13 protein-coding genes are annotated in these 21105 nt (G+C 41.5%); 4 read left to right on the plus strand and 9 right to left on the minus strand.

Annotated features, from left to right (window positions below):
• Positions 1-166: 166 nt before the first annotated feature.
• Positions 167-2209 (plus strand): beta-propeller domain-containing protein, encoded by a 2043-nt coding sequence (locus Q4575_RS08790; RefSeq protein ID WP_303522416.1) that lies wholly within the window; start codon positions 167-169, stop codon positions 2207-2209.
• Between the two features lie 86 nt (positions 2210-2295).
• Here the strand turns inward: Q4575_RS08790 and Q4575_RS08795 are convergent, their stop codons facing one another.
• On the minus strand, positions 2296-3462 hold the full coding sequence (locus tag Q4575_RS08795) for a chorismate mutase (protein WP_256448334.1): 1167 nt from the start codon (positions 3460-3462) through the stop codon (positions 2296-2298).
• A 219-nt stretch (positions 3463-3681) separates the two neighbouring features.
• Positions 3682-6123, minus strand: coding sequence for a penicillin acylase family protein (locus tag Q4575_RS08800; protein ID WP_303522419.1), 2442 nt, complete (start codon positions 6121-6123; stop codon positions 3682-3684).
• Positions 6124-6350: 227 nt separating this feature from the next.
• On the opposite strand from Q4575_RS08800, the gene Q4575_RS08805 reads away from it, so the two are divergent.
• Entirely contained in the window at positions 6351-9083 is a 2733-nt protein-coding gene (locus Q4575_RS08805; RefSeq protein WP_303522421.1) for an EAL domain-containing protein, read from the plus strand.
• Positions 9084-9538: 455 nt separating this feature from the next.
• On the opposite strand, the gene Q4575_RS08810 is transcribed toward Q4575_RS08805, so the two are convergent.
• From Q4575_RS08810 to Q4575_RS08835, 6 genes are read right to left on the minus strand one after another with little or no spacing between them, the layout of a single operon-like run.
• Positions 9539-11236, minus strand: a complete 1698-nt coding sequence (locus tag Q4575_RS08810; RefSeq protein WP_303522424.1) for a BatD family protein — start codon at positions 11234-11236, stop codon at positions 9539-9541.
• Positions 11230-13218, minus strand: coding sequence for a VWA domain-containing protein (locus tag Q4575_RS08815; protein ID WP_303522426.1), 1989 nt, complete (start codon positions 13216-13218; stop codon positions 11230-11232). Before Q4575_RS08815 ends, Q4575_RS08810 begins: the two co-directional genes overlap by 7 nt.
• Positions 13219-14232, minus strand: a complete 1014-nt coding sequence (locus tag Q4575_RS08820; protein WP_303522428.1) for a VWA domain-containing protein — start codon at positions 14230-14232, stop codon at positions 13219-13221.
• Entirely contained in the window at positions 14225-14728 is a 504-nt protein-coding gene (locus Q4575_RS08825) for a DUF4381 domain-containing protein (RefSeq protein WP_303522430.1), read from the minus strand. The genes Q4575_RS08820 and Q4575_RS08825 overlap by 8 nt, the downstream gene beginning before the upstream one ends.
• A 9-nt stretch (positions 14729-14737) precedes the next feature.
• Positions 14738-15694: a DUF58 domain-containing protein gene (locus tag Q4575_RS08830; protein ID WP_303522432.1), complete on the minus strand. Its 957-nt coding sequence runs from the start codon at positions 15692-15694 to the stop codon at positions 14738-14740.
• A gap of 9 nt (positions 15695-15703) precedes the next feature.
• Entirely contained in the window at positions 15704-16660 is a 957-nt protein-coding gene (locus Q4575_RS08835; protein ID WP_215965108.1) for a MoxR family ATPase, read from the minus strand.
• Positions 16661-16923: 263 nt separating this feature from the next.
• On the opposite strand from Q4575_RS08835, the gene fadI reads away from it, so the two are divergent.
• Entirely contained in the window at positions 16924-18234 is a 1311-nt protein-coding gene (fadI, locus tag Q4575_RS08840; RefSeq protein WP_303522434.1) for an acetyl-CoA C-acyltransferase FadI, read from the plus strand.
• Positions 18235-18292: 58 nt separating this feature from the next.
• Entirely contained in the window at positions 18293-20461 is a 2169-nt protein-coding gene (gene fadJ, locus Q4575_RS08845; RefSeq protein WP_303522436.1) for a fatty acid oxidation complex subunit alpha FadJ, read from the plus strand.
• Between the two features lie 165 nt (positions 20462-20626).
• Here fadJ and Q4575_RS08850 read toward each other — a convergent pair whose 3' ends face one another.
• Positions 20627-21079, minus strand: a complete 453-nt coding sequence (locus Q4575_RS08850) for a transcriptional repressor (protein WP_215965105.1) — start codon at positions 21077-21079, stop codon at positions 20627-20629.
• Between the last annotated feature and the right edge of the window lie 26 nt (positions 21080-21105).

Genomic DNA, 21105 nt, shown 5'->3' on the forward strand with positions numbered 1-21105 from the left:
ACATAAATAGACTATTAATGAATTAGGATATAACGTCAATTTAGCATGCTTTGTTGTCAGTTTTAACTTCGATTACAATTGATTACATTGAGTAGCAGATTGAAACAGCTATTTATTATCAAGCCGTTATTCTTAAACTCACAACAAACTTTAAGGAGTAGTAACAATGACTTTACATTCGTTACGGATTGCACTTATTTTCGCCATTGGAGCGTCTGTTACTGCATGCGGCAGCGATGGCCTTTTTGGTTCGTCTTCAAAAAACAACGTGGACGTGGAAGAATTAGAAATCATCGCGAGTTCAGGAAATCGGTTAGTTAAAGCGTCGAGTTTATTAACTGAACAAGTCGTTAAAAACGGCATGTTATTGCAAGGGAATGTGAATCGATGCAATGAATGTGATTTTACTGCTGAAGCAAGTACTGACGTATCGGCACCAACAACCGGTGACTATTCACAAACCACCACACAGGAGTCAGGTATCGACGAGTCTGACCGAGTCAAATACGACGGCGACCGAGTGTATTTAGCCAGCAATAACTATTACTGGTATGAAACTTTAGACAATGGTACTGACAACGACGAAAGTCGTCCGCATGTTCGTATTTTGCAGAAAAACCAAGATGATAGTTTAACGTCTGTGTCAAAATTAATGTTGACCGATAAAGCATCTAACGTAAATGACCTTTATGTAAACGACAATAAGCTAATGGCCATTTATAACGTTTTTGGCGAGCAGTTGTATAGCCATGGTTTTGTTTCCGACTTGGCAATGACGACAGATATTTGGTATCCCTATAAACAGCAGTTTGGTTTAACGGTGGCCGATGTGACCAACGCCGCGGATATTCAAGTAGACGTGAGTTATACCATAGATGGTTACCCAATTTCGTCGCGACGCATCGGTAATAAAATTTATTTATTAAGTAGTTACAGCAACCAAACTGACTTTGTTTTAGACACTGAGTCTAAGTTTACTGCTCAGGCTCAATATAACGATTTTATCGAAAACAATGAAATCCAGTTTTTACCAAAACTTTATACAGATGGCGCCGAGCAAGATCTAGTTTCGGCTGAAGATTGTTACCTACCAAGTGACAGCACAGAATCGTCTGGTTATTCGTCAGTTGTTACATTAACGACAATCGATTTAACTCAGCCAGACAAACTAGAGTCAATTTGTGTTGTAACACCTATCAATGGATTTTATGCCTCACATGATGGTTTGTATCTTTATTACAGTGGTTATGAGTTTATCGAAAATGAAAATAAGTGGGTATCGAATACAGCGGTTCACAAATTTGATTTTGAAGGCTCGACGGTTAACTACAGTGCCTCAGCTGAAGTTGATGGGGATTTAGGTTGGAGTAACCCACATTTGCGATTAAGCGAATATAACGGCGATTTACGAATTGTGACTTCAAGCAACAATTGGAACGGAACCGATGTCGAACACAAGCTGTTTGTATTGCGTCCTGATGAGGCTAATGCACAATTCAATGTGATATCCACTTTACCAAATGCCCAACAGCCAGCCAAAATTGGTAAGCCAGGGGAAAGTATTTATGCTGTGCGATATTATGGTGATAAGGCATATATCGTGACGTTTGAGCGTCGAGATCCACTTTATGTCGTCGACTTGTCAAACCCAGAATCACCAAAACTGGCAGGGGAGTTAGACATCCCTGGATATTCAGCCTATCTACATCCGATTAATGAAAACTTTATCGTTGGTATTGGCATGCAGGTTGACCCTAATGTAAATACCCAAAGTGCTGATCCTAATTTTGTTAGTGGCGCTAAAATAGAATTATACGATGTCTCAAACCCAAATGAGCCAGTAGTTGTCGACACCTTAGTTTATGAAGATGGGTACTCAGTCGTTGAATGGGACTACCACGCGCTATCGGTATTAAAAGACTCTGATTCACATTATCGTTTTTCGTTTCCTGTAAACTCATGGCAAACGATAGAACAGCAAGATGGCTCGCAAATTTGGAATAATAATAACAGTTTAAAAATGGTCGACATCGATTTACTGCAAGGTGGGTCAATGACTCAACAAGGCTCAATTAACGTAGATTCAGGTTATTACGGTTCATTTGGTGATCGGTCGATATTGCACGGAGACATCGTTTATTATATTCGTAACAATTCTATTTGGCAGAGTTATTGGTCGATGCCTGACGTGTTAAATGGTCCTTATTAGGATCTGCTGTTGGAACGACAAATTAATTTAAGCTTACAAAAAAGCCAGCTACTAAGCTGGCTTTTCTATGTGTAATCCCTTTTGATTTAGTTGCCTAAATCAACCTGAGCGGGTTGAATGTCTTCACTCGGATAACATCCCAATACTTTAAAGTAGCGCGTAATCGGTTTTAATTCATTAATTGCATTAATCAAGTTCTGATCACGTAAGTTCGCTTCAACATCTACGTAAAACATCTCTTCCCACGGATTGCCGTTAATTGGACGGGACTCTAAACGGCACATGTTCACGCCGTGTTCTTTAAGAATAATAAGGGCATCAACTAACGCACCAGGTTTTTGCTCGGTTGACATGATCCAAGTGGTTTTTGATGGAATTTGAGTCGATACCGATACTGAATTATTGGCTAATACGATAAACCGACTGAAATTTTCTTTTTGATTCGCTAAGGCTTCTGCAATAACTTGCAAGCCATATAGGCGCGAACCTTCGCCACTGCCTAGCGCTGCAATTTCACCGGTTGTATCGTGTTGCACTGCTTCAAATGCCGCTGATGAAGCGTCACAGATTTCAATTTCGACATCTTGAAATTGTGCCAAAAAGTTACTGCACTGGGCATAAACTTGAGGGTGGGCATAAAGTTTTTTAATTTTATCTGGCGTTGTTTCAACGGCAGTGACCATACAATGATTTACCGGATGAGTTAGCTCACCAACTATTGATAAGCTGGTATGTTGCAGCAAGTCGTAAACTTCATTGATGCTTCCTGAGGAAGTGTTTTCAATTGGCAATACACCGTGGTCAGCTTGGCCTTGTTCGACCTTGTCGATGATCTCTTTAAAACTCGTGCAGCCAATTTGTTTTAATTCTGATGCATGACGAGAGAAATATTTTTGTGTCGCTAAATCGCTATAAGATCCCTGTGATCCTAAATAGGTCACGCGATTTACCGGTAACTCTCCAGTCGCTCGATTTGTATGTTTTTGCAATAACGCCTGTTGATGTAAAACGGAGTCTTCAATAACCGTTTGAAACACTTGTTTTACAAAATAAGCATCCAAATTGAGTGATTTACCCCCCTTAATTAACTCGACCAACATTTGCTCTTCGCGTTTAATGTCACGGACAGGTTTATTTTGAATGATTTTAGCCTCAGCGACTAAATTCGAAACGCGGCGACGTTTCGCCAATAAGATCATTAATTCGTTGTCAATTTCGTTAATGTCTTTTCTAAGTTGAGATAGCTCGGTCAAGGTCGTGTCCTCGTGCAAAAAAAAAGCCTTCCGCTGGTGGAAGGCTTTTAAGATCAGTTTGCTTTATCTACTGGTCACCGCTGCCTTCTACACTGAGTGTGGAAACAGAAAGAAACAAAAGTAAGCAAATCGAAAATTCATATTCATGCTGCCAATCTATTTTTGTTTGGCTCATAAGTCAATCAAGAATTAAAGTTTTTACTTTAAATTTTCGCAATCTTAAATTGCTGTATTTGGGATCATCTCCAATTTGTATTTTGTTGCTCCTGGAAGTAGTGGGGTTGCCTGGCCTTCAATCCATTCTTTATGGCCTTGTTGGAAGTATGGTGATAGTGGGTGACCTGCTTGACCAGAAGGCATCTGCATGATGCCCTCAGCCTCGTTACCAGGCGATACAACCATACGTTGTGACGAACCAAAGGACTTGCCTTGAACTCTTGGCATATAAGAATCGCCTGCAGCTTTAAGCCTTGGCATATCCAGTAAAAAGCTTAATGCTGGAACCGCTTTAGCTAATGGGTGCTGAATATGGGTATTGTTATAGTTTCCCCATGTGGCTTGGCTCAAATCGCCAAATTGGGTCAGTAGTTGACTGTGAGTCCGGATAATCATTTGCTCTAAAAACATGTTCCAACTCGGATAACCACTTGGAATCAAGTGGGCCGGTTGTTGCGTTATCATTTGCCACATAGGGACTTCCAACTGATGGCGAATGAGGCTCAATTTGGCACGTTTGTTTAAGCTTGCATTATCTAAGTTTTCCTCTAGCGAACTAAATAATTGGTCACGAACTGTTAGCCTAAATTGGCGCACAAACAAATAACCGACAGAGTCTATGTCTGCACTTGCGCCCCAGTTGTTTAAATAATCAGGCAATTGCGTTAGCTGGTGGTTTTCAACGAAATTCGGTGTTAAAAGTTCGGTTGTCAATAATTGATGCCAACGGCTCAGAAAATCCGCTTTAGTGTCGTTTTGAATGGCAAATAGATCGGCTTCAGAAAATGACTCTTTTTCGAATAAACGGTGTTTAATTTGTTGGCTTCTAGCACCGAGTGCATACCCACCATCACCTATGATGTCAAAAAACTCACCACCGACGACACGACTATTTGCCGTCCAAATTCGGTGATCTTTGGGGTTTTTAACAACTGGGTATTTGTTCGATGCGATATAACCTTGCCAGCCTAGGTCACCATTACTCCAATCTTGGGGGGTTAACCAACTGCGTTCTAATTTAGGATTATGGTCAAACTTCTCTGGCATCACACCGGCAATGGTCCATGCAATATTACCAAGCTTGTCACCTATCACTATGTTCTGGGCCGGAATGCCGGCGCCATTTGCGACTGCAATAGCATCGTCAATGGTGGTTGTTTTCTCAAAGTCGAGTAAATCAAAGTTTATCCCTTGAGGATCATGTGCGACCCAACGAAGGGCGATTAACGAACCATCATGATCGCGACCTATTACCGGACCCCAAATGGTTCTGCGGATTTCAATGCGTTCTGGTTTATTGCCACTGACTAAGATTGTTTCAGTTTCGATATCAAAATTGCGATAACCTTCTTTTGTTTTATATTGAGTTCCTGAGTCGTCGAGTTGTAATTTTACAACGTCATTCCAGTCACCGTAGCTATTGGTAAATCCCCAGGCGATGTGACGATTTGAACCAATTACAATAGAAGGCGTGCCGGGCAAAGTAACGCCGTCGATAGCAACCGAATAATCACGTTGAGTAGATTGAGTAGCAGTCGTATTTGCTGGGTTGTAGCGAAGGCTTGCACGATACCAAATATTTGGCACGGCTAAACCTAAGTGCATATCGTCGGCGACAATAGCCGCACCATTATAAGATAATTGACCACCCACAACCCAGTTGTTACTGCCTTTTAGGGCTTCATGGTCATTATCAAATAACTCAAAACTGGTGGCGTTATCTGTTAACAAATTAAGAATAGGCGCAAGTTCTATAGTGTTACTTGGTACCGGTGATGATGTGAATGTTGTGCCATCAATACTGGCATCCCAACGTGAACCTTTTGGCGTCAGAAATTGATAAACATCAGGCAGTAAATTACGTTGAAGATGGCCTAGCAACCTTTCTCGTTCACCGTTTGCGTATTGGAGGTCCAAATACATACTATAGATAACGAGCAGGCTGTCGGCAGGACGCCATTTCTGAGGGGTTTTATTAAGCATCCAATATTCAAGTGGTCGCGATGTTAAATCGTCAATTCCTTGATTCACCCCGGCGGTATATTGCGTCAATATAGCGAGGTGTTCTGGCTTTAATAATTTAACATATTGCTCTGCTCGATTTCTAAATTGATGGTTACGAACATTGGTATCGTGTGATAATGCAAGCGGGCCAAATAGCTCAGAAAGTTCACCCGCGGAATTACGGCGTAATAAATCCATCTGAAATAATCGTTCTTGGCCGTGTAAATATCCGAGTGCATAACTAAGATCTTTTCGATTTTGTGCCATAATAGTTGGAATACCAGCGCGGTCACGTTCTATTGTGACTGTATCTGAAACCGGTGAGTGAACAGTGCCGTCCAACGTTGCAAGACTATTACTCAAAGTAAAGTAAACAGTTATTGCAGTAATAATAAGTAACGTTATGATTAACTTTGAAATATAAATCAAAAATTTTGTCACTGTTTTGGCCTATGTATTTTTATTTATGGCTCATCATGACAGATAAATTTGGGAAATTTAATACTATTTCGTTTAGCTAGTCTGATATATTGGCTAATTTAGCGCATAATCAATCGAATTCAATTTTTGGAAGGGTATTAGTGGGTTTATTTAAGTTTCGCAGTCTGACCTTCAAGATAAGCTTAATCGTGCTGATAGTCGCAGCTATGCTTGGCAGTTATTTTTTAGTGAATTTGAATAAACAAATTCACCAAACAGCATTGAACGATGGCAAACAAGCCCTAAATGAGGCGGCAATTCGTCAACAAATCGATCTTCAATACGCCTTTTCCTTTCTAAGAAAAAATATCGACAGTTTAGCAAGTGTGTTTCAACGTCAGTTGGAAAAAGCTTCCTATGATCAGAGTTGGGAGAATATCGAAGCCGCTTTAACCTCCAATGTTGAACTCACTTATTATGTAGGCGAGGATCACACTGTATTTTCCAGCAATAAAACCTGGCAACAGGAAATTCTTACGGATCTTGATTTAGATAACAATATTTTTTACAGAATTGCCCGTGATCCCATAATAAGAAGAGGACAGTGGTCACAAGTTTATAGAGACGACATTTTGGATATGTGGGTCGTCTATTACACGGTACCGATCTATAAAAAGGGGGAGTTTGTTGGGGTATTTGGCGGGGCAATAGATATCGACCCAATAATTGAAAAATTAGAACTAATGTATGACAACTCTATAGGGCAATTTTTCATTTACGACAGCCGCCTGAAAATGATATATCACCCAGATTATGGTTCTCGTTTGATTAGGCAGGAAAACAATAACTTAAGTGCAGGATACATTCGCGACTCACTCAAGTCGTATATTGAATCAAAACGGCCTTTTGGTAGTTTAACTGAATTCATTGATTGGAATAAAAAAGTTTATGCCATTAGCAATAGAATTGACTCTATTAACTGGACAATTGTCACTTATCAAAATGAGACAGGCATTTTAAAAGGTGAGGATGAACGCTTTTATAAATACTTAATTTGGATTACTTTTAATATTTCACTTTTGTGCAGTGTGGTTTATTTTTCCTGCAAATTGTTTATAGCCAGAAAACTGACCCAGACGGCACAGGCTGTAGCAAATGTAGACCTGAATAATCCGCAACTTAACTTCAAAGGTCATATTGAAAGTGAAATAGAGGATTTGCATTCACAATTAACGTTATTGGTAAAAAAATTCGAATACAAATTAAACGACAAAAATAAGAACCTTGCGTTACTTAAAGAGGAAGTTGAGTCGAATAAAGCCTTGGCTCAAGCCGTAAGTTATTCAGACAACGCAGTGATCATTCTTGAGTTGGATTTTGCTATTAGTTATGTCGACTCCAAAGCAATCGCGATGCTTAAATGTGACCGTGAAACCTTATTAGGTAGTCGTTTTTTCAGTTTTATCCATGAACATATGGCATTTATTTCAGAACAAATAGTAAATGAAATTCGTCGTAAGAAAAGCTGGCATGGTGAGCTTGTTTTGAAGGAACAGTCAAACGGACAACAGGTCTGGGTGAACAGTACGATTACGCCGATGCGGGACGAAAATAGTAATGTCACTAAATACGTATTGTCGATGCAAGACATATCGTTTATCAAAGACTCGCAAAACAAAATAGAAAAACTCGCGTATACCGATGAATTGACTGGATTAGCGAATCGCACGTTTTTTATTGCTCAATTAGAGAAACTTGTGGAAATCAGTAAACGTGGTCGTTATGAGTTTGCCTTGTTCTACTTTGACGTTGATGACTTCAAACGCGTAAATGATATTTATGGTCATGAAAATGGTGACTTGCTGTTAGTAGAAATTGCGAATCGATTAAATAAAAATTTACGAAATGAAGATGTATTGGCGCGAATGGGCGGCGATGAATTTGCACTTATTATGGGCGGTGCCCGAAACGAACAAGATGCACTAAATATTGCCCACGATATTTTAACCGCAGCCAACCGTCCGTTTGAACTGCGCGGCGAAGAGGTTGTATCGGGCACAAGTATTGGTATTACACTCTCAACTAAAGACACTAAAGAGGCCGAAACTTTATTGCAACATGCTGACTTGGCAATGTATGAAGCTAAGGCTACGGGTAAAAATACCTATCATTTCTATACCAAAGAGCTAAACGAAGCCGCAAAAGAGCGTCAGGAAATAGAATCGGCTCTGAAACTCGCAATTCTTAATGATGAACTAGAGTTGTATTATCAGCCTAAAGTACATAGCTTAACGAAAGATTTAGTGGGTTTTGAAGCTCTATTAAGATGGAGCAACGATAAATTGGGGTTTGTCTCACCAGCTAAATTTATTCCTATTGCCGAGCAAAGTTCTCTTATTCTGCAAATTGGCAGCTGGGTTATGCGTCAAGCGTGTACGTTTGCAGCAAGTGATGATATTCACGTCCCTGTTTCGATTAATTTAAGTGCCTGTCAGTTTGAGTCTGGTGATTGTATTAGCGAACTCAAAACTATTTTACAAGAAACTGGTGTATCGCCGTCACGTATTGAATTGGAGATCACAGAGTCACACCTCATGTCGGATGTTGAAGATGCAATTAGGCAACTTAATGCGATTAAAGAATTGGGTGTTGCCATTTCAATCGATGATTTTGGTACAGGTTATTCTTCGCTGAGCTACTTAAAACGTTTCCCTGTTGATACGCTAAAAATAGACAGGTCTTTCATCAAAGACATACCAGAGGATGTAAATGATCTCGAAATTACCGGAGCGATAATCGCTATGGCTCACAAGCTAGGGTTAGAAGTCATCGCTGAAGGGGCAGAGACGCAAGCGCAAGTCGACTTTTTGGAAAAAAATGGATGTTATTTAGTTCAAGGGTATTTCTTTAGTAAGCCAATCCCAGCGACTCAAGCACGGGTTTGGAAATACACAACACCAAGCCAAGTTGAATCTAGTTAGTGTCTTAATTTCAATTTAGAGCTCTACGGTGGCGGTAAAATTAGTCACATATTTTCCTAAGATAAGCCGTTCGGCTTTGTCTCCTGAGTCGCTTAATCTGCTGCCAATAAATAGTAATTTATAGAGGAAATTAGGTTCGCCTTTTTCCTTTATGAAATACCTGCCACGCTCCTGAATGAGTGTGGTTATATCTGATTAGTTGTAATCTCCTGTGATAGAGAAACCATTATTATTGTATTAAAGCGCCTGGTGTGGACACGTCGTTTGAAAGCTATTCGTTCTCGTTTAATAACCAATACATTGTGGAGATAGGTCTAATACAAGCAAATCCCCGTTAGTGTGAAAAAATGCAATAATTTGAATCAAATAATTGTTTAAAGAAGATAAATTCGACGTAAAAAAACGCTTAGTGGCGTTCGTCACTAAGCGTTTTATGATGCGCTAAATAAGCCGAGTTAGTTTAGAGGAGGCAGGTCTTCTTTATCGGTATTTTGTTGTGTTACCGTGCCGTCAAATTGCACTATCGCCTTCCACATCCCATCTCCTTGCCAAGTTGTTCGTTCAGTCGAATACTGACTCAGATTGAGTCGACGGATCTCTCTTTGCAGATTAGCGGGGACTTTGTCATGCAACTGGTCGAGCGTTCTAACATCGCTAAACTTATACTGAGCCCACGCCAATAAATTAATTCGGGCGAGTTTAGGATCGTTGTTTTTACAAGCCTGTTTCAGTTGGTATATATCAAAACGTTTCTCTGTTTTTTCCGCGGATACAACCGGTGCTGAGCGAGTACGATTTATCAACCAAAGCGCTACTGTTATTAACCATAATAACCAGCCCACAACGGTAAAGGATGTATTTTGATACCATTTAGGCTCTGTTAGTTCCGCGGCGGGGCCAGTTTCAGCTTTGCATTCAGCGGCGTTAATCGTTTCCATTTGGTTAGGTAAGAGGTTAGTAACACCAGATTGCTCGGACTGCCCAGAGGCCGCAACAACGGTAATTTGCTTTTCCGGTAATATCGCAAACTCCTGACGTTTCATTTTGGTATTAAACCAACTGATCTTAATCTCAGGTAGGGTATACGTACCGGCTTTATTTGCGACAATTGCTTCTGAACTCACGCGTTGTGCAACTAAGGCATTTTGACGTAAAACTTCGTGGGCTTCAGATTGGTCAGGATAAACTTTAAACGCATCTGGGTATATGCCATTAACGGTGGGTAGCTGTTCTTCATTGACATTTAAAGCGGTCAACGTGAACGTACGAGTTATGGCTTCACCTACTTCAATTGTTGAGTTGTTTGGTTGCCATTCTTCGTTTAATTGCACTAACTCACTGGCCAGCCAAGTTCCTGTATAGGACTCAGGAATAGGATTAACTGTGATTGAAATGTCTTCGCCAAAAGCAGTTACGGGCTTGGTTTGACTAAAGCCCGAGAAGAATCGACGACGGTTACCAGTGGCTATTTCACCATTAAATGCTGGCGATTTAATGACAAATTGGCCGCTGGCCTGCGGGGTGACCGTATATATTCGTTCAATAACGCGATACCGAACACCCATTATTATTTCACTAGTCTCGTTGTCTTTTCCCTGTTGCTTGATAAATGCGCCTTCAAGCACAGGTTCGGTCAAACTGCCGCTTTGCAGCTCGACGTTCGGAGAAAAATACAATCGACTCACAAGCTTTACAGTTTGTTGTAAATAAAGATCGGTGGATTCAATATTATTCTTAAGAAAAATAGGTTCGTTGTTCTGGCCTGTTTGTTTACTGGCTTTTATAACACTAATTGCAATAGGTTTGGTGCTTAGATTATTAGCAGATAGGGCGGGAATAACATATTCACCGGCCTGTTTGGCTGTTAATACCACAGTCCAAGTTGTCGTTTTGGAAATGCTGCCATTAACAATTTGTGTTTGACTGCTCGTTGCTGTGCGTCCAACGATAAAGTCGGTTTTATCGAGCGGATTCAGGTTTAAGTCAGAGCTGTCGAGGGAGTCATTTGCCACAATTTCTAACACAAAGGCTTCCCGTTCCATTACTGGATTACGGTCGACGCTGGCTGATAACTGTGTGGCCGCCTCGCTATACATTGTCCACATGAATAAAATTGAGGTTATCAATATGAGTTTTAGTGATTTACTTACCACGACTTTTTCGCTCCCTTAGGTGCACGGTTAGACTGCTGTCGTTTACGATTTTCCAAGATCATCTTATTACGTAATAAGGTAGCTGGATCGTCAGATACTTTTCGTAATAATTGTTCGATTTTTTGCTGCTGTTCTTGTTCTGCGATTTGCTCCGCGGTTAACGGTGTCATAGCCGCTTCTTGTTCAGATTCTTCGCCCTGTTGTTTTTCCTGCGCTTCTGCCGCTTGAGCTTCTTGTTGCTCTTGTTCAGATTCACTTTGTTCAGCTTGTTGCTGTTCACTTTGCGAATCCTCCTGTGGTTCGGCGGACGGCTCCGATTGTTGACTATTTTTTTGCTGACCTTGCTCACTCTCAGAATCGGACTCTGATTGGCTATCACCTTCAGATTGCTGTTGGTCGTCAGACTGTTGTTGCTGATCAGATTGCTGTTGCTCGCCATCTTGTTGTTGATCAGATTGTTGTTCCTGTTGTTCTTGCTGTTGCTTCATTTGCTCTAACAGGGCTTTGTTTTCTTTTGCCTGTTGATGATTTGGCTGTATTTTTAATGTGTTGTCATACGCCTCAATCGCTTCGTCAATTTTTTGTAATTGCGCTAATGTATTACCGCGGTTGTACCATCCGCTAGCCGATTCATCTTGAGAGAAATAACTCAAAGCGGTTTCATAATCTCCTGCTTTATAGGCCGCACTGCCTTTCCATTGCGGATCTTTAAAATCGGTGGTTGCCTGTAAGTAATTTTCTTCGTTATAGGCTTCTTGACCATGTTTATCTGCGGTTTTAAAAAGCGTGTCATACCAAGGGCGTGGTGGCGGGAGCGTAATAGTAGCGTCACTATCAATTTTATTAGATTGCCCAAGCCCTCCAGAAACGTCGCTTTCGGTGGGGTTTAAAGTGTCTGCTGTTACTTGATTTGGGTTAGCCAATAAACCAAAGACCAACAAAGCAGAAAACACGGAACCTCGACGGAACTTAGAAGCGAAAAACGGTAGGATTAGTAATACTAGATAGGGCCCAAATTCATGCCAGTCATCGCCGGTTAACTTTTTATCAGGATCGTCTGAGTCGCCGTTTTGGTCCTCTTTTGGGGTTACAGTTAATGACGCCAACGTTTTGATGTCGCGGTCATTTGCCGTTGTGGTAACAAACAATCCGTTGGTCATATCTGCGATTGTGATTAGCGGTGCCGTTGCCAATTTAGGGATGACAATGCTGCCTGTTCCATCTTTTAGTAAACTGCCATCAGCGAGTTTAATCGGAGCTCCTGTGCTGGTTCCTAAGGCGATAATGTTAATTCGATATGCCGTATTAGCCGCAAAGGTTCGTATTTGCTGAAGATCAAAGTCGTCGATTCCATCGGTAAACCAGAATATATCACCGGTAAGGTAACCTGCCTGGACCAGTAATTCAGCACTACGTTCTAAACCTAACAAGGGGTAACTGCCAGGTTCAGGCATAATTTCCGGGGTTAAGCTTGGAATTAATGCTGTTAAATTGCGAGCGTCAGGGGTTAATGGAGAAATTGTAAATGCGTCACCAGCGTAGGCTACGAGAGCCACTTCGCCATCACCTATCGCTTCAGCGAGATCAATTGCTTTAAATCGAGCACGGCTCAGTCTATTAGGTTTGATATCGGTGGATCGCATAGAAAGTGACATGTCGAGTAAGATGACACTCGCACGTTTAACCTGAAATACCGGCTTTTCAATTTTTTGCCACGTAGGCCCGGCCATCGCGATAGCGGCGATTAACCAAAAGCCGATTAATACTTTACCTCGTCGGGCACTGTTTTTTGGGGATTCCGAGCTGTTTAGTAACACCTGGGCCAAATGAGGCGGTAGTACGTTACGCCAATGGGATTGTTTATTCATTTGATTGCGTAACAACCATACTGCAACGAGCAACAGAATTGACCACAACCATTGCGGACGGATAAAGTGAAATTGATGTAATTGACTAAAACTCAATTGTAAAAAATCGTCCATTTATTGGTCCTCCCCGCGAATTTTGTTGATCCCCAATTTAGCTAAATAATGCTGTAATAAAGGGAACAATGTGGTTAAAAATGAAAGTAACAAAGCCAATCCCAACGGAAAATGGAACAAGGCTTGCTGCGGCCTAAGTTGGATCGGATCGTCTTCTACAGGTTCAAGTTCATCCAATAGCTCGTAGATTTTTTGTAACTCTTCGGTGTCACGAGCCCGGAAATATTTACCACCCGTTTGTTCGGCAATTTGAGTCAACAAGTTTTCGTCAAGGTCGGCAGAAGGATTTACTTTGCGGGTGCCAAAAATGCTACGCACCATCATTTCGTCGGCGCCAATACCTATGGTATAAACGCGCACTCCAGCTTCTTTTGCAATCTCAAGGGCTTCTAAAGGCTCTATATTGCCAGCGGTATTTTGACCGTCTGTTAATAAAATAAGAATACGGTTGGATTCGCCTTTTTCATTAAATCGTTTTGCTGCTAATCCAAGTGCGTCACCGATGGCGGTTTTTTCGCCGACCAAACCTAAAACGGCTTCATTTAATAGCTGTTTTACAGTCGCACGGTCGTAAGTCAAAGGGGTTTGAACATAGGCTGTGTCGGCAAATAATATCAAACCGAGTCGGTCACCAACTCGTCGCTCAATAAAGTCGTTTAACACATATTTTAGCATGGTGAGTCGGTTAACTTGTTGTCGACCAATAACCATGTCTTTTTCATCCATAGAACCAGATAAATCGACCGCCAACATCATTTCACGGCCTTCCTGTGGGATGGTAATAGGGTCACCCAACCACTGAGGTTTTGCCGCGGCGGAGACTAACAATATCCAAATTAGATATGTGAACCATGGAAATCCGCCACGAGAAATTGGCTTTACAGAATCGGCGACCAAACCAAATGTTGGTAAATAAAGAGGCATGTCGGGACTGGCGTTTTTGGCTTTAAATAAGCGAGCGATAAACGGCAACACTAATAGGGCAAAAACCCAAGGCCAGGCAAAACTAAACATGGTTTACCTCACGTGTTTGATTATTATCAGTCACTTTTGACAGAGGTAAACTGTACTCAATCCAGGCACGAGCCTGTTGTTGATAACGTTCAGAATGTGCTTCGTCACAGGTCGCTTTGTAGGCTAGGGTCAATAAATCTGAATCTATAGTATGTCCTTTGGTGCCCTGACTATTTAACCATTCAGCCCATTGAGAACCGGTTAAGTTGGCAACATCTTGTCTTGGCGCATAGGCCAATACTACGCGCTTTAATATATTGTTGATCACGGTAACCTGTTGCAATGGAGTTAACGTTTTATCCATTGCGGTTAATTCACGAAGTGCTTGTTTTTTAGCTTTAGATTGCTCAAATTTTGTTTTTATCAATTTAAAAAGTATAAACGAAGCGGTCAGTAGCAATATTAAAACCAGATACCAACCCCAGGCTAATGGCCACCATCCGATAGGATCCGGTGTTTGTATGTCGTTTAATTGAGATAATAAATCGGGTTGCATTGTTGTTCTCTATAACTGTTCGTGCAGTGGTGTGCCAGCACAAATGGGTAACCAACGAATTTTGAATTGAGTTAAATTCTGTTTTTGTTGGTTAAACCTACTTTTTGCAAGATCCTGATACTGTTCAAGTTGCGAGTCAGAGTCGATTTGCTTAACCAATTGGCCATCGGTAACGGATATGGAGCCAGCAGCAAGTTTAGGTAAGCTATGTTCAATAGGGTCATTAACCCAACAGGCAACAACTTCACAGTGTTTTTGCAACTGAAATAAATGTTGCAGGGCAGTATCGTTGACATGCTGAAAGTCACTGATTAGATAAACTAAGCTACCAGGGTGGGCTACCCGGCGTAAGTGAGCACATGCTTCGGTAAACTTGGTTTCAAGTTCTGTCTGATCAAAAGCGTGTTTGTGATCAAGTGGCAGTAAGTTATGGGTTTTCTGCAAACCGTCCAACCATTTTAAAACCGCTTGCTGTCGACTTTTTGGTTTACTTTCCAGTAGGCCGTTTTCAGACAGCACTAAGCCACCGATTTTGTCGCCATTTTGCATTGCTTTCCAAGCTACCAGTGCACTTAGATGGCAGGCCTGAACAGACTTAAATAATAGCTGACTGCCAAAGCGCATACTGGGTAATAGGTCGCAAAAAACAAAAATAGGTCGGTCTTTTTCTTCCCTAAATATTTTTGTATGGGTTTTACCTGTGCGGGCGGTGACTCGCCAGTCGATTGTACGGACATCGTCGCCGGGTTGATAATGCCTAGCTTCGTCAAACTCCATACCTCGGCCTTTAGTTTTAGCCATGTATTGCCCAGACATGTGGTGTTTCACCTTGCTGCAGGGTTTATTGTTTAACAAATGTGTGTATTTTTGATACATCACAAGTTCAGCAAAAGATAGCTGCCAACCGCTTAGTTCGTTTTGTTTTAGCCAGTCTAAATAGTGGCTATTTACATCTACGGATGCCATGTTGCTTTCCTAAGGTACCGCGACTAATTCGAGTATCCGGGCCAATATTTGATCAGCAGAAATGCCAGCCGCTTCGGCTTCATAACTTAATAGTATGCGGTGTCTTAAGCTATTAAAAAATACACCTTGAATGTCGTCTGGTGTGACAAAGTCGCGACCATCTAGCCATGCTGTAGCACGTGCGCATTTGTCTACCGATATTGTTGCTCTAGGTGACGCACCAAAACTGATCCATTTTGCTAATTGCTCGTCGTACTTTTCAGGTTGGCGCGTGGCAATGATTAAATCAACTAGATACTGCTCAAGTTCAGGAGCTAAGTGAATTGATAAAATTTCTTTCCGCGCAGCAAAGATATCCGCCTGACTTAACGGGGTTGGTTTAGGCACTTGTTTATCTAACGCCTCACCACGGGTTAAGCGTAAAATTTCAATTTCTGTTTCGGCGCCAGGGTAGTCAATATTCAGATGCATTAAAAAGCGGTCTAGCTGAGCTTCAGGAAGCGGGTATGTACCTTCTTGTTCCAGCGGGTTTTGGGTGGCCATTACCAAAAATAATTCTGGTAGTTCGTATGTGGTTTTACCGACCGTAACTTGGCGTTCCGCCATAGCTTCTAATAAAGCTGACTGAACTTTTGCCGGCGCTCGGTTAATTTCATCGGCTAACACCAGGTTGTAAAAAAGAGGTCCTTTTTCAAAAACAAACTCACCAGTTTCAGGGCGATAGATATCTGTACCTGTTAAATCGGCTGGGAGCAGGTCTGGGGTAAATTGGATACGGTGAAATTCACCTTCTAATCCGTTTGCCAATGCGTTTATTGCGCGGGTTTTTGCAAGACCTGGAGGGCCTTCTACCAATAAATGTCCATCTGCCAACAGGGCAATCAATATTGCCTTAGTAAAATCGGGTTGGCCAATGACTTGTGAATCCAAATATTTTTTTAATTGTTCGAATCGCGATACCGACATTTGTCCTACACTTCCTATTAAGATTTACTGGAGTTTGGGATTAACACTTTTTTAATATAAAAGTGTTATTACGCCCTATACGACTAATCTGTAGTTATATGGTTCCATATAAAAAAAACAAGTGATGTTTTTTCGACCGAACGGAAATTAAGCAATAAATAACGGTATTCGTTAAAAAATATGAGTTTTCTCTTTTACTTTTGAAAAGATATGGTTAGAATCTGCCTTAACTAGAGGTCTGACCAGATAAAATTGGATATAACATGACAGCAAAAAGATTAGAAACAAGAAACGGTGACCGCATAGCGGTTGTTGCAGGTTTACGTACGCCATTTGCAAAACAAGCAACGGCTTATCACGGAGTACCCGCATTGGATCTTGGCAAAATGGTTGTATCAGAAATGTTGCAGCGCTCAGAACTCGATCCTAAAGCAATAGAGCAATTAGTATTTGGACAAGTTGTGCAAATGCCAGCTGCACCCAATATTGCCCGAGAAATAGTGTTGGGCACAGGTATGGATGTTCATACAGATGCTTATTCAGTGTCTCGAGCATGTGCGACGAGCTTCCAGTCAACTGTTAATATCTGTGAGTCAATTATGGCTGGCCATGTTTCTATTGGTATTGCCGGTGGCGCCGACTCCTCGTCAGTATTGCCAATTGGTGTGAGTAAAAAGCTAGCCCGAGCATTAGTTGATTTAAATAAGGCGCGAACACTCGGTCAACGCTGGAACATCATTAAAAAAATTAGATTAAAAGATTTGGCTCCTGTGCCGCCAGCGGTAGCTGAATATTCAACGGGCTTGTCAATGGGACAAACAGCTGAACAAATGGCAAAAACTCATAACATCAGCCGTGCTGACCAAGACGCTATGGCTCATCGTTCCCATTCTTTAGCGACTAAAGCGTGGGAAAGTGGCGTTATGCAAGATGAAGTTATGACAGCACACCCAGAACCGTTTAAACAATTTATCGACATGGATAACACCATTCGAACCAATTCAACGGCAGATGGTTATAGCAAGTTGCGCCCAGTTTTCGACCGTAAACACGGTACTGTGACAGCAGCTAACTCTACTGCGTTAACTGATGGCGCTTCCGCTATTATGTTAATGTCAGAAAGCAAAGCAAAAGCCCTTGGTTATGTGCCACTTGGTTACATTCGTAGCTTTGGTTTTGCCGCTATTGATGTATGGGAAGACATGTTAATGGGTCCTTCATACGCAACACCAATTGCATTAGAGCGTGCGGGCATGAACTTGGGTGATTTAGACTTAATCGAAATGCATGAAGCATTTGCAGCGCAAGCATTAGCAAACATGAAAATGTTTGGAAGCAAAAAGTTTGCGGAAGAGAAGTTAGGTCGTAAATCGGCAATTGGCGAAATTGATATGGCGAAGTTTAATGTTAATGGCGGTTCATTGGCTTATGGTCATCCGTTTGCTGCGACAGGGACTCGTTTAATTACGCAAACTATTAATGAATTGCGCCGCAGAGGCGGTGGTGTTGGTCTAACGACAGCATGTGCAGCTGGTGGTCTAGGCGCTGCAATGATTGTAGAAGTTGACGGCTAACCGATTTAATTAGAACAAATTCGAGATTCACCAAATTCGAGAACGAATAGGAACTCACATGACAGAACAAAATTCAAAATCCGCGTTTAACTTAGAAGTGTTAGACAACGGAGTTGGCATCATTCGTATCGATGTGCCAAACGAGTCAATGAACGTTTTAAAAGCAGAATTTGCCGAGCAAGTTGAAGCAATATTTGCTGAAGTAAAATCAAACAGTGCGGTTAAATCGCTAGTACTAACGTCTGGCAAAGACAATTCGTTTGTTGCAGGGGCCGATGTAAAAGTCCTTGATTCTTGTTCAACACAAGACGAAGTCAAAGCGATTGCGCAAACAGGGCAACAACTATTTGATCAAATCGAAGGCATGAAAATGCCAATCATTGCGGCTATTCATGGTCCTGCATTAGGCGGTGGCTTGGAATTGGCAATGGCGTGTCACGGACGTGTTGTTTCTGATTCGTCTAAAACGGTTTTGGGGTTACCTGAAGTGCAACTTGGCTTGCTTCCAGGTTCGGGGGGAACACAGCGTTTACCTAAACTTGTTGGATTGCAAAAAGCCCTTGATATGATGTTAACTGGCAAGCAATTACGTGCTAAACAAGCCCTTAAAGCCGGTCTTGTTGATGATATGGTGCCTGTCAGTATCTTGCTCGAAACCGCAATTGAAATGGCACTTAAAGGTAAACCTAAACGTAAACCAGTAAAACGCGGTTTAATGTCGACTTTGTTAGAAAATAACCCGTTTGGCCGAAAGGTCGTATTTGACCAAGCAGCTAAGCAAGTTATGCGTCAAACCAATGGTAATTATCCTGCGCCGATTAAAATTATTGAATGTATTCGTACGGGTATAGAAGTCGGTTATCAACAAGGTTTAGATATTGAAGCGCAACGTTTTTCTGAACTTTGCATGACGGCTGAATCAAAAGCATTGCGCAGTTTGTTTTTTGCGACCACAGAAATGAAAAAAGAAACCGGTGTTGCTGGTGTCGACCCATTAGTGATTAAAAAAGCAGGTGTGCTAGGTGGTGGGTTAATGGGCGGCGGTATTGCGTTTGTTACCACGACGAAAGCTGGCGTACCGGCTCGAATAAAAGATATTGCCCACGAGGGGATACGCAACGCATTTAAGTACAGTTACGACATTTTAAATAAAAAGGTTAAACGTCGTTTTATGTCATCTTCGGAAATGCAAAAACAACTGTCGTTATTATCTGCAAGCACCGACTTTGTAGGTTTTAAAGACAGCGACATTGTTGTAGAGGCTGTGTTTGAAGATTTAACTCTAAAACAGAAAATGGTTGCAGATATCGAAGAGAACTGCAAAGAGTCAACTATATTTGCATCTAATACATCTTCTTTGCCAATTCGAGAAATTGCGGCCAAAGCCGCGCGTCCTGAAAACGTAATTGGTCTACATTACTTTTCGCCGGTAGATAAAATGCCACTGGTTGAAGTCATTGCAACAGATAAAACTTCTGACTTAACCATTTCTACTACCGTTGAATTTGCGCGTCGTCAGGGTAAAACACCAATTGTTGTAAAAGATGAGGCTGGATTTTTTGTAAACCGTATACTTGGTTTATACATGAACGAAGCAGCAAACATTGTGATGGAAGGTGAGCCGGTTGAGAAAATCGACAAGGCGTTAACTAAGTTTGGATTCCCTGTGGGCCCTATGACTTTGCTTGACGAAGTTGGTATTGATGTTGGCGTGAAAGTATCAAGCATTCTATTTGATGCCTTTGGTGAGCGCTTTACGCCGCCAGCGGCGATGGAAAAGCTTATGGCCGACGACCGTAAAGGCAAAAAGAACCAAAATGGGTTTTATCTTTACGGTAAAGCAGCCGCACCTAGTTTAGTGGATAAGTTAACGTTTAAACGTAAATCGAAACAAGTCGATGAATCGGTATACCGTGTCTTGGGAATTACGCCGTCGAGTAAAATGTCATCTGAAGACATTGCAGAGCGCTGTGTCATCCAACTGTTAAATGAAGCTGCACGTTGTTTAGATGAAGGCATTGTCCGTTCAGCACGGGATGGCGATATTGGCATGATCTTCGGAACCGGTTATCCGCCATTCCAAGGTGGTCCATTTAAGTATATGGATAGCTATGGCATTGACAACTTAGTCGCGACGTTGAAAAAACACCAAGAACAGTTTGGTGACCGTTTTGCGCCATGCGATAGCTTGGTTAAAATGGCCGAAGAAGGCAAAACCTTCTACTAAAATAAAAGCGTATTAGTGAGCTGTTGGTATTTTAGTTACCAGACTTAAACATTAAATTTGGTTAAAGCTTACGACATAAAAAAGGTCAGATACCAATGTATCTGACCTTTTTTGCATTTGCCATTTGACCTTTTGTAGTTCAGCTTTAGGTCATACTTCGCACGTTTATTGGCACTTTTTACACAAGCCTTTTAATTCAATTTGTTGGGTTGTTAATACAAAACCAGACCGTTCGACACTGCTTTTAAGTTGTTCCATTACAGAGTTTTCAATACCAACCTCCATAACGGATTGGCAGTTTTCACAAATTAAAAATTGTGGGCTGCGGTGGCTGTGGGAACAGGAGATATGAGAGCATGCGATATACTTATTGGCGGACGTAAGTTTATGGACTAACGTTAACTCCACTAGAAAATCCAGGATACGATAGACCGACATCGCCGGCATGGATTGGCCAAAATTTTCCTTGTAGATCTCAGCTAATTCGTAGGGAGAGACGGCTTCGTCTGAACTGATAATACATGCTAAAACATTTTCACGCTTACTCGTTAGCTTAACACCTTGTTCTGCACAGGTTGTTTTGGCTTTTTCTAATATTGGGTTTGGATTTACAGTCAAAATTCACCTACAGAATGGGTTGAGTT

Origin of the sequence: Psychrosphaera sp. 1_MG-2023 (genome assembly GCF_030548245.1) — a bacterium.
Classification (GTDB): Bacteria; Pseudomonadota; Gammaproteobacteria; order Enterobacterales; family Alteromonadaceae; genus Psychrosphaera; species Psychrosphaera algicola.

Coding starts and splice junctions, on each gene's coding strand:
- Q4575_RS08790 (WP_303522416.1), top strand. CDS start 167: ATGACTTTACATTCGTTACGGATTGCACTTATTTTCGCCATTGGAGCG.
- Q4575_RS08815 (WP_303522426.1), bottom strand. CDS start 13,218: ATGGACGATTTTTTACAATTGAGTTTTAGTCAATTACATCAATTTCAC.
- Q4575_RS08820 (WP_303522428.1), bottom strand. CDS start 14,232: ATGTTTAGTTTTGCCTGGCCTTGGGTTTTTGCCCTATTAGTGTTGCCG.
- Q4575_RS08825 (WP_303522430.1), bottom strand. CDS start 14,728: ATGCAACCCGATTTATTATCTCAATTAAACGACATACAAACACCGGAT.
- Q4575_RS08830 (WP_303522432.1), bottom strand. CDS start 15,694: ATGGCATCCGTAGATGTAAATAGCCACTATTTAGACTGGCTAAAACAA.
- Q4575_RS08835 (WP_215965108.1), bottom strand. CDS start 16,660: ATGTCGGTATCGCGATTCGAACAATTAAAAAAATATTTGGATTCACAA.
- fadI (WP_303522434.1), top strand. CDS start 16,924: ATGACAGCAAAAAGATTAGAAACAAGAAACGGTGACCGCATAGCGGTT.
- fadJ (WP_303522436.1), top strand. CDS start 18,293: ATGACAGAACAAAATTCAAAATCCGCGTTTAACTTAGAAGTGTTAGAC.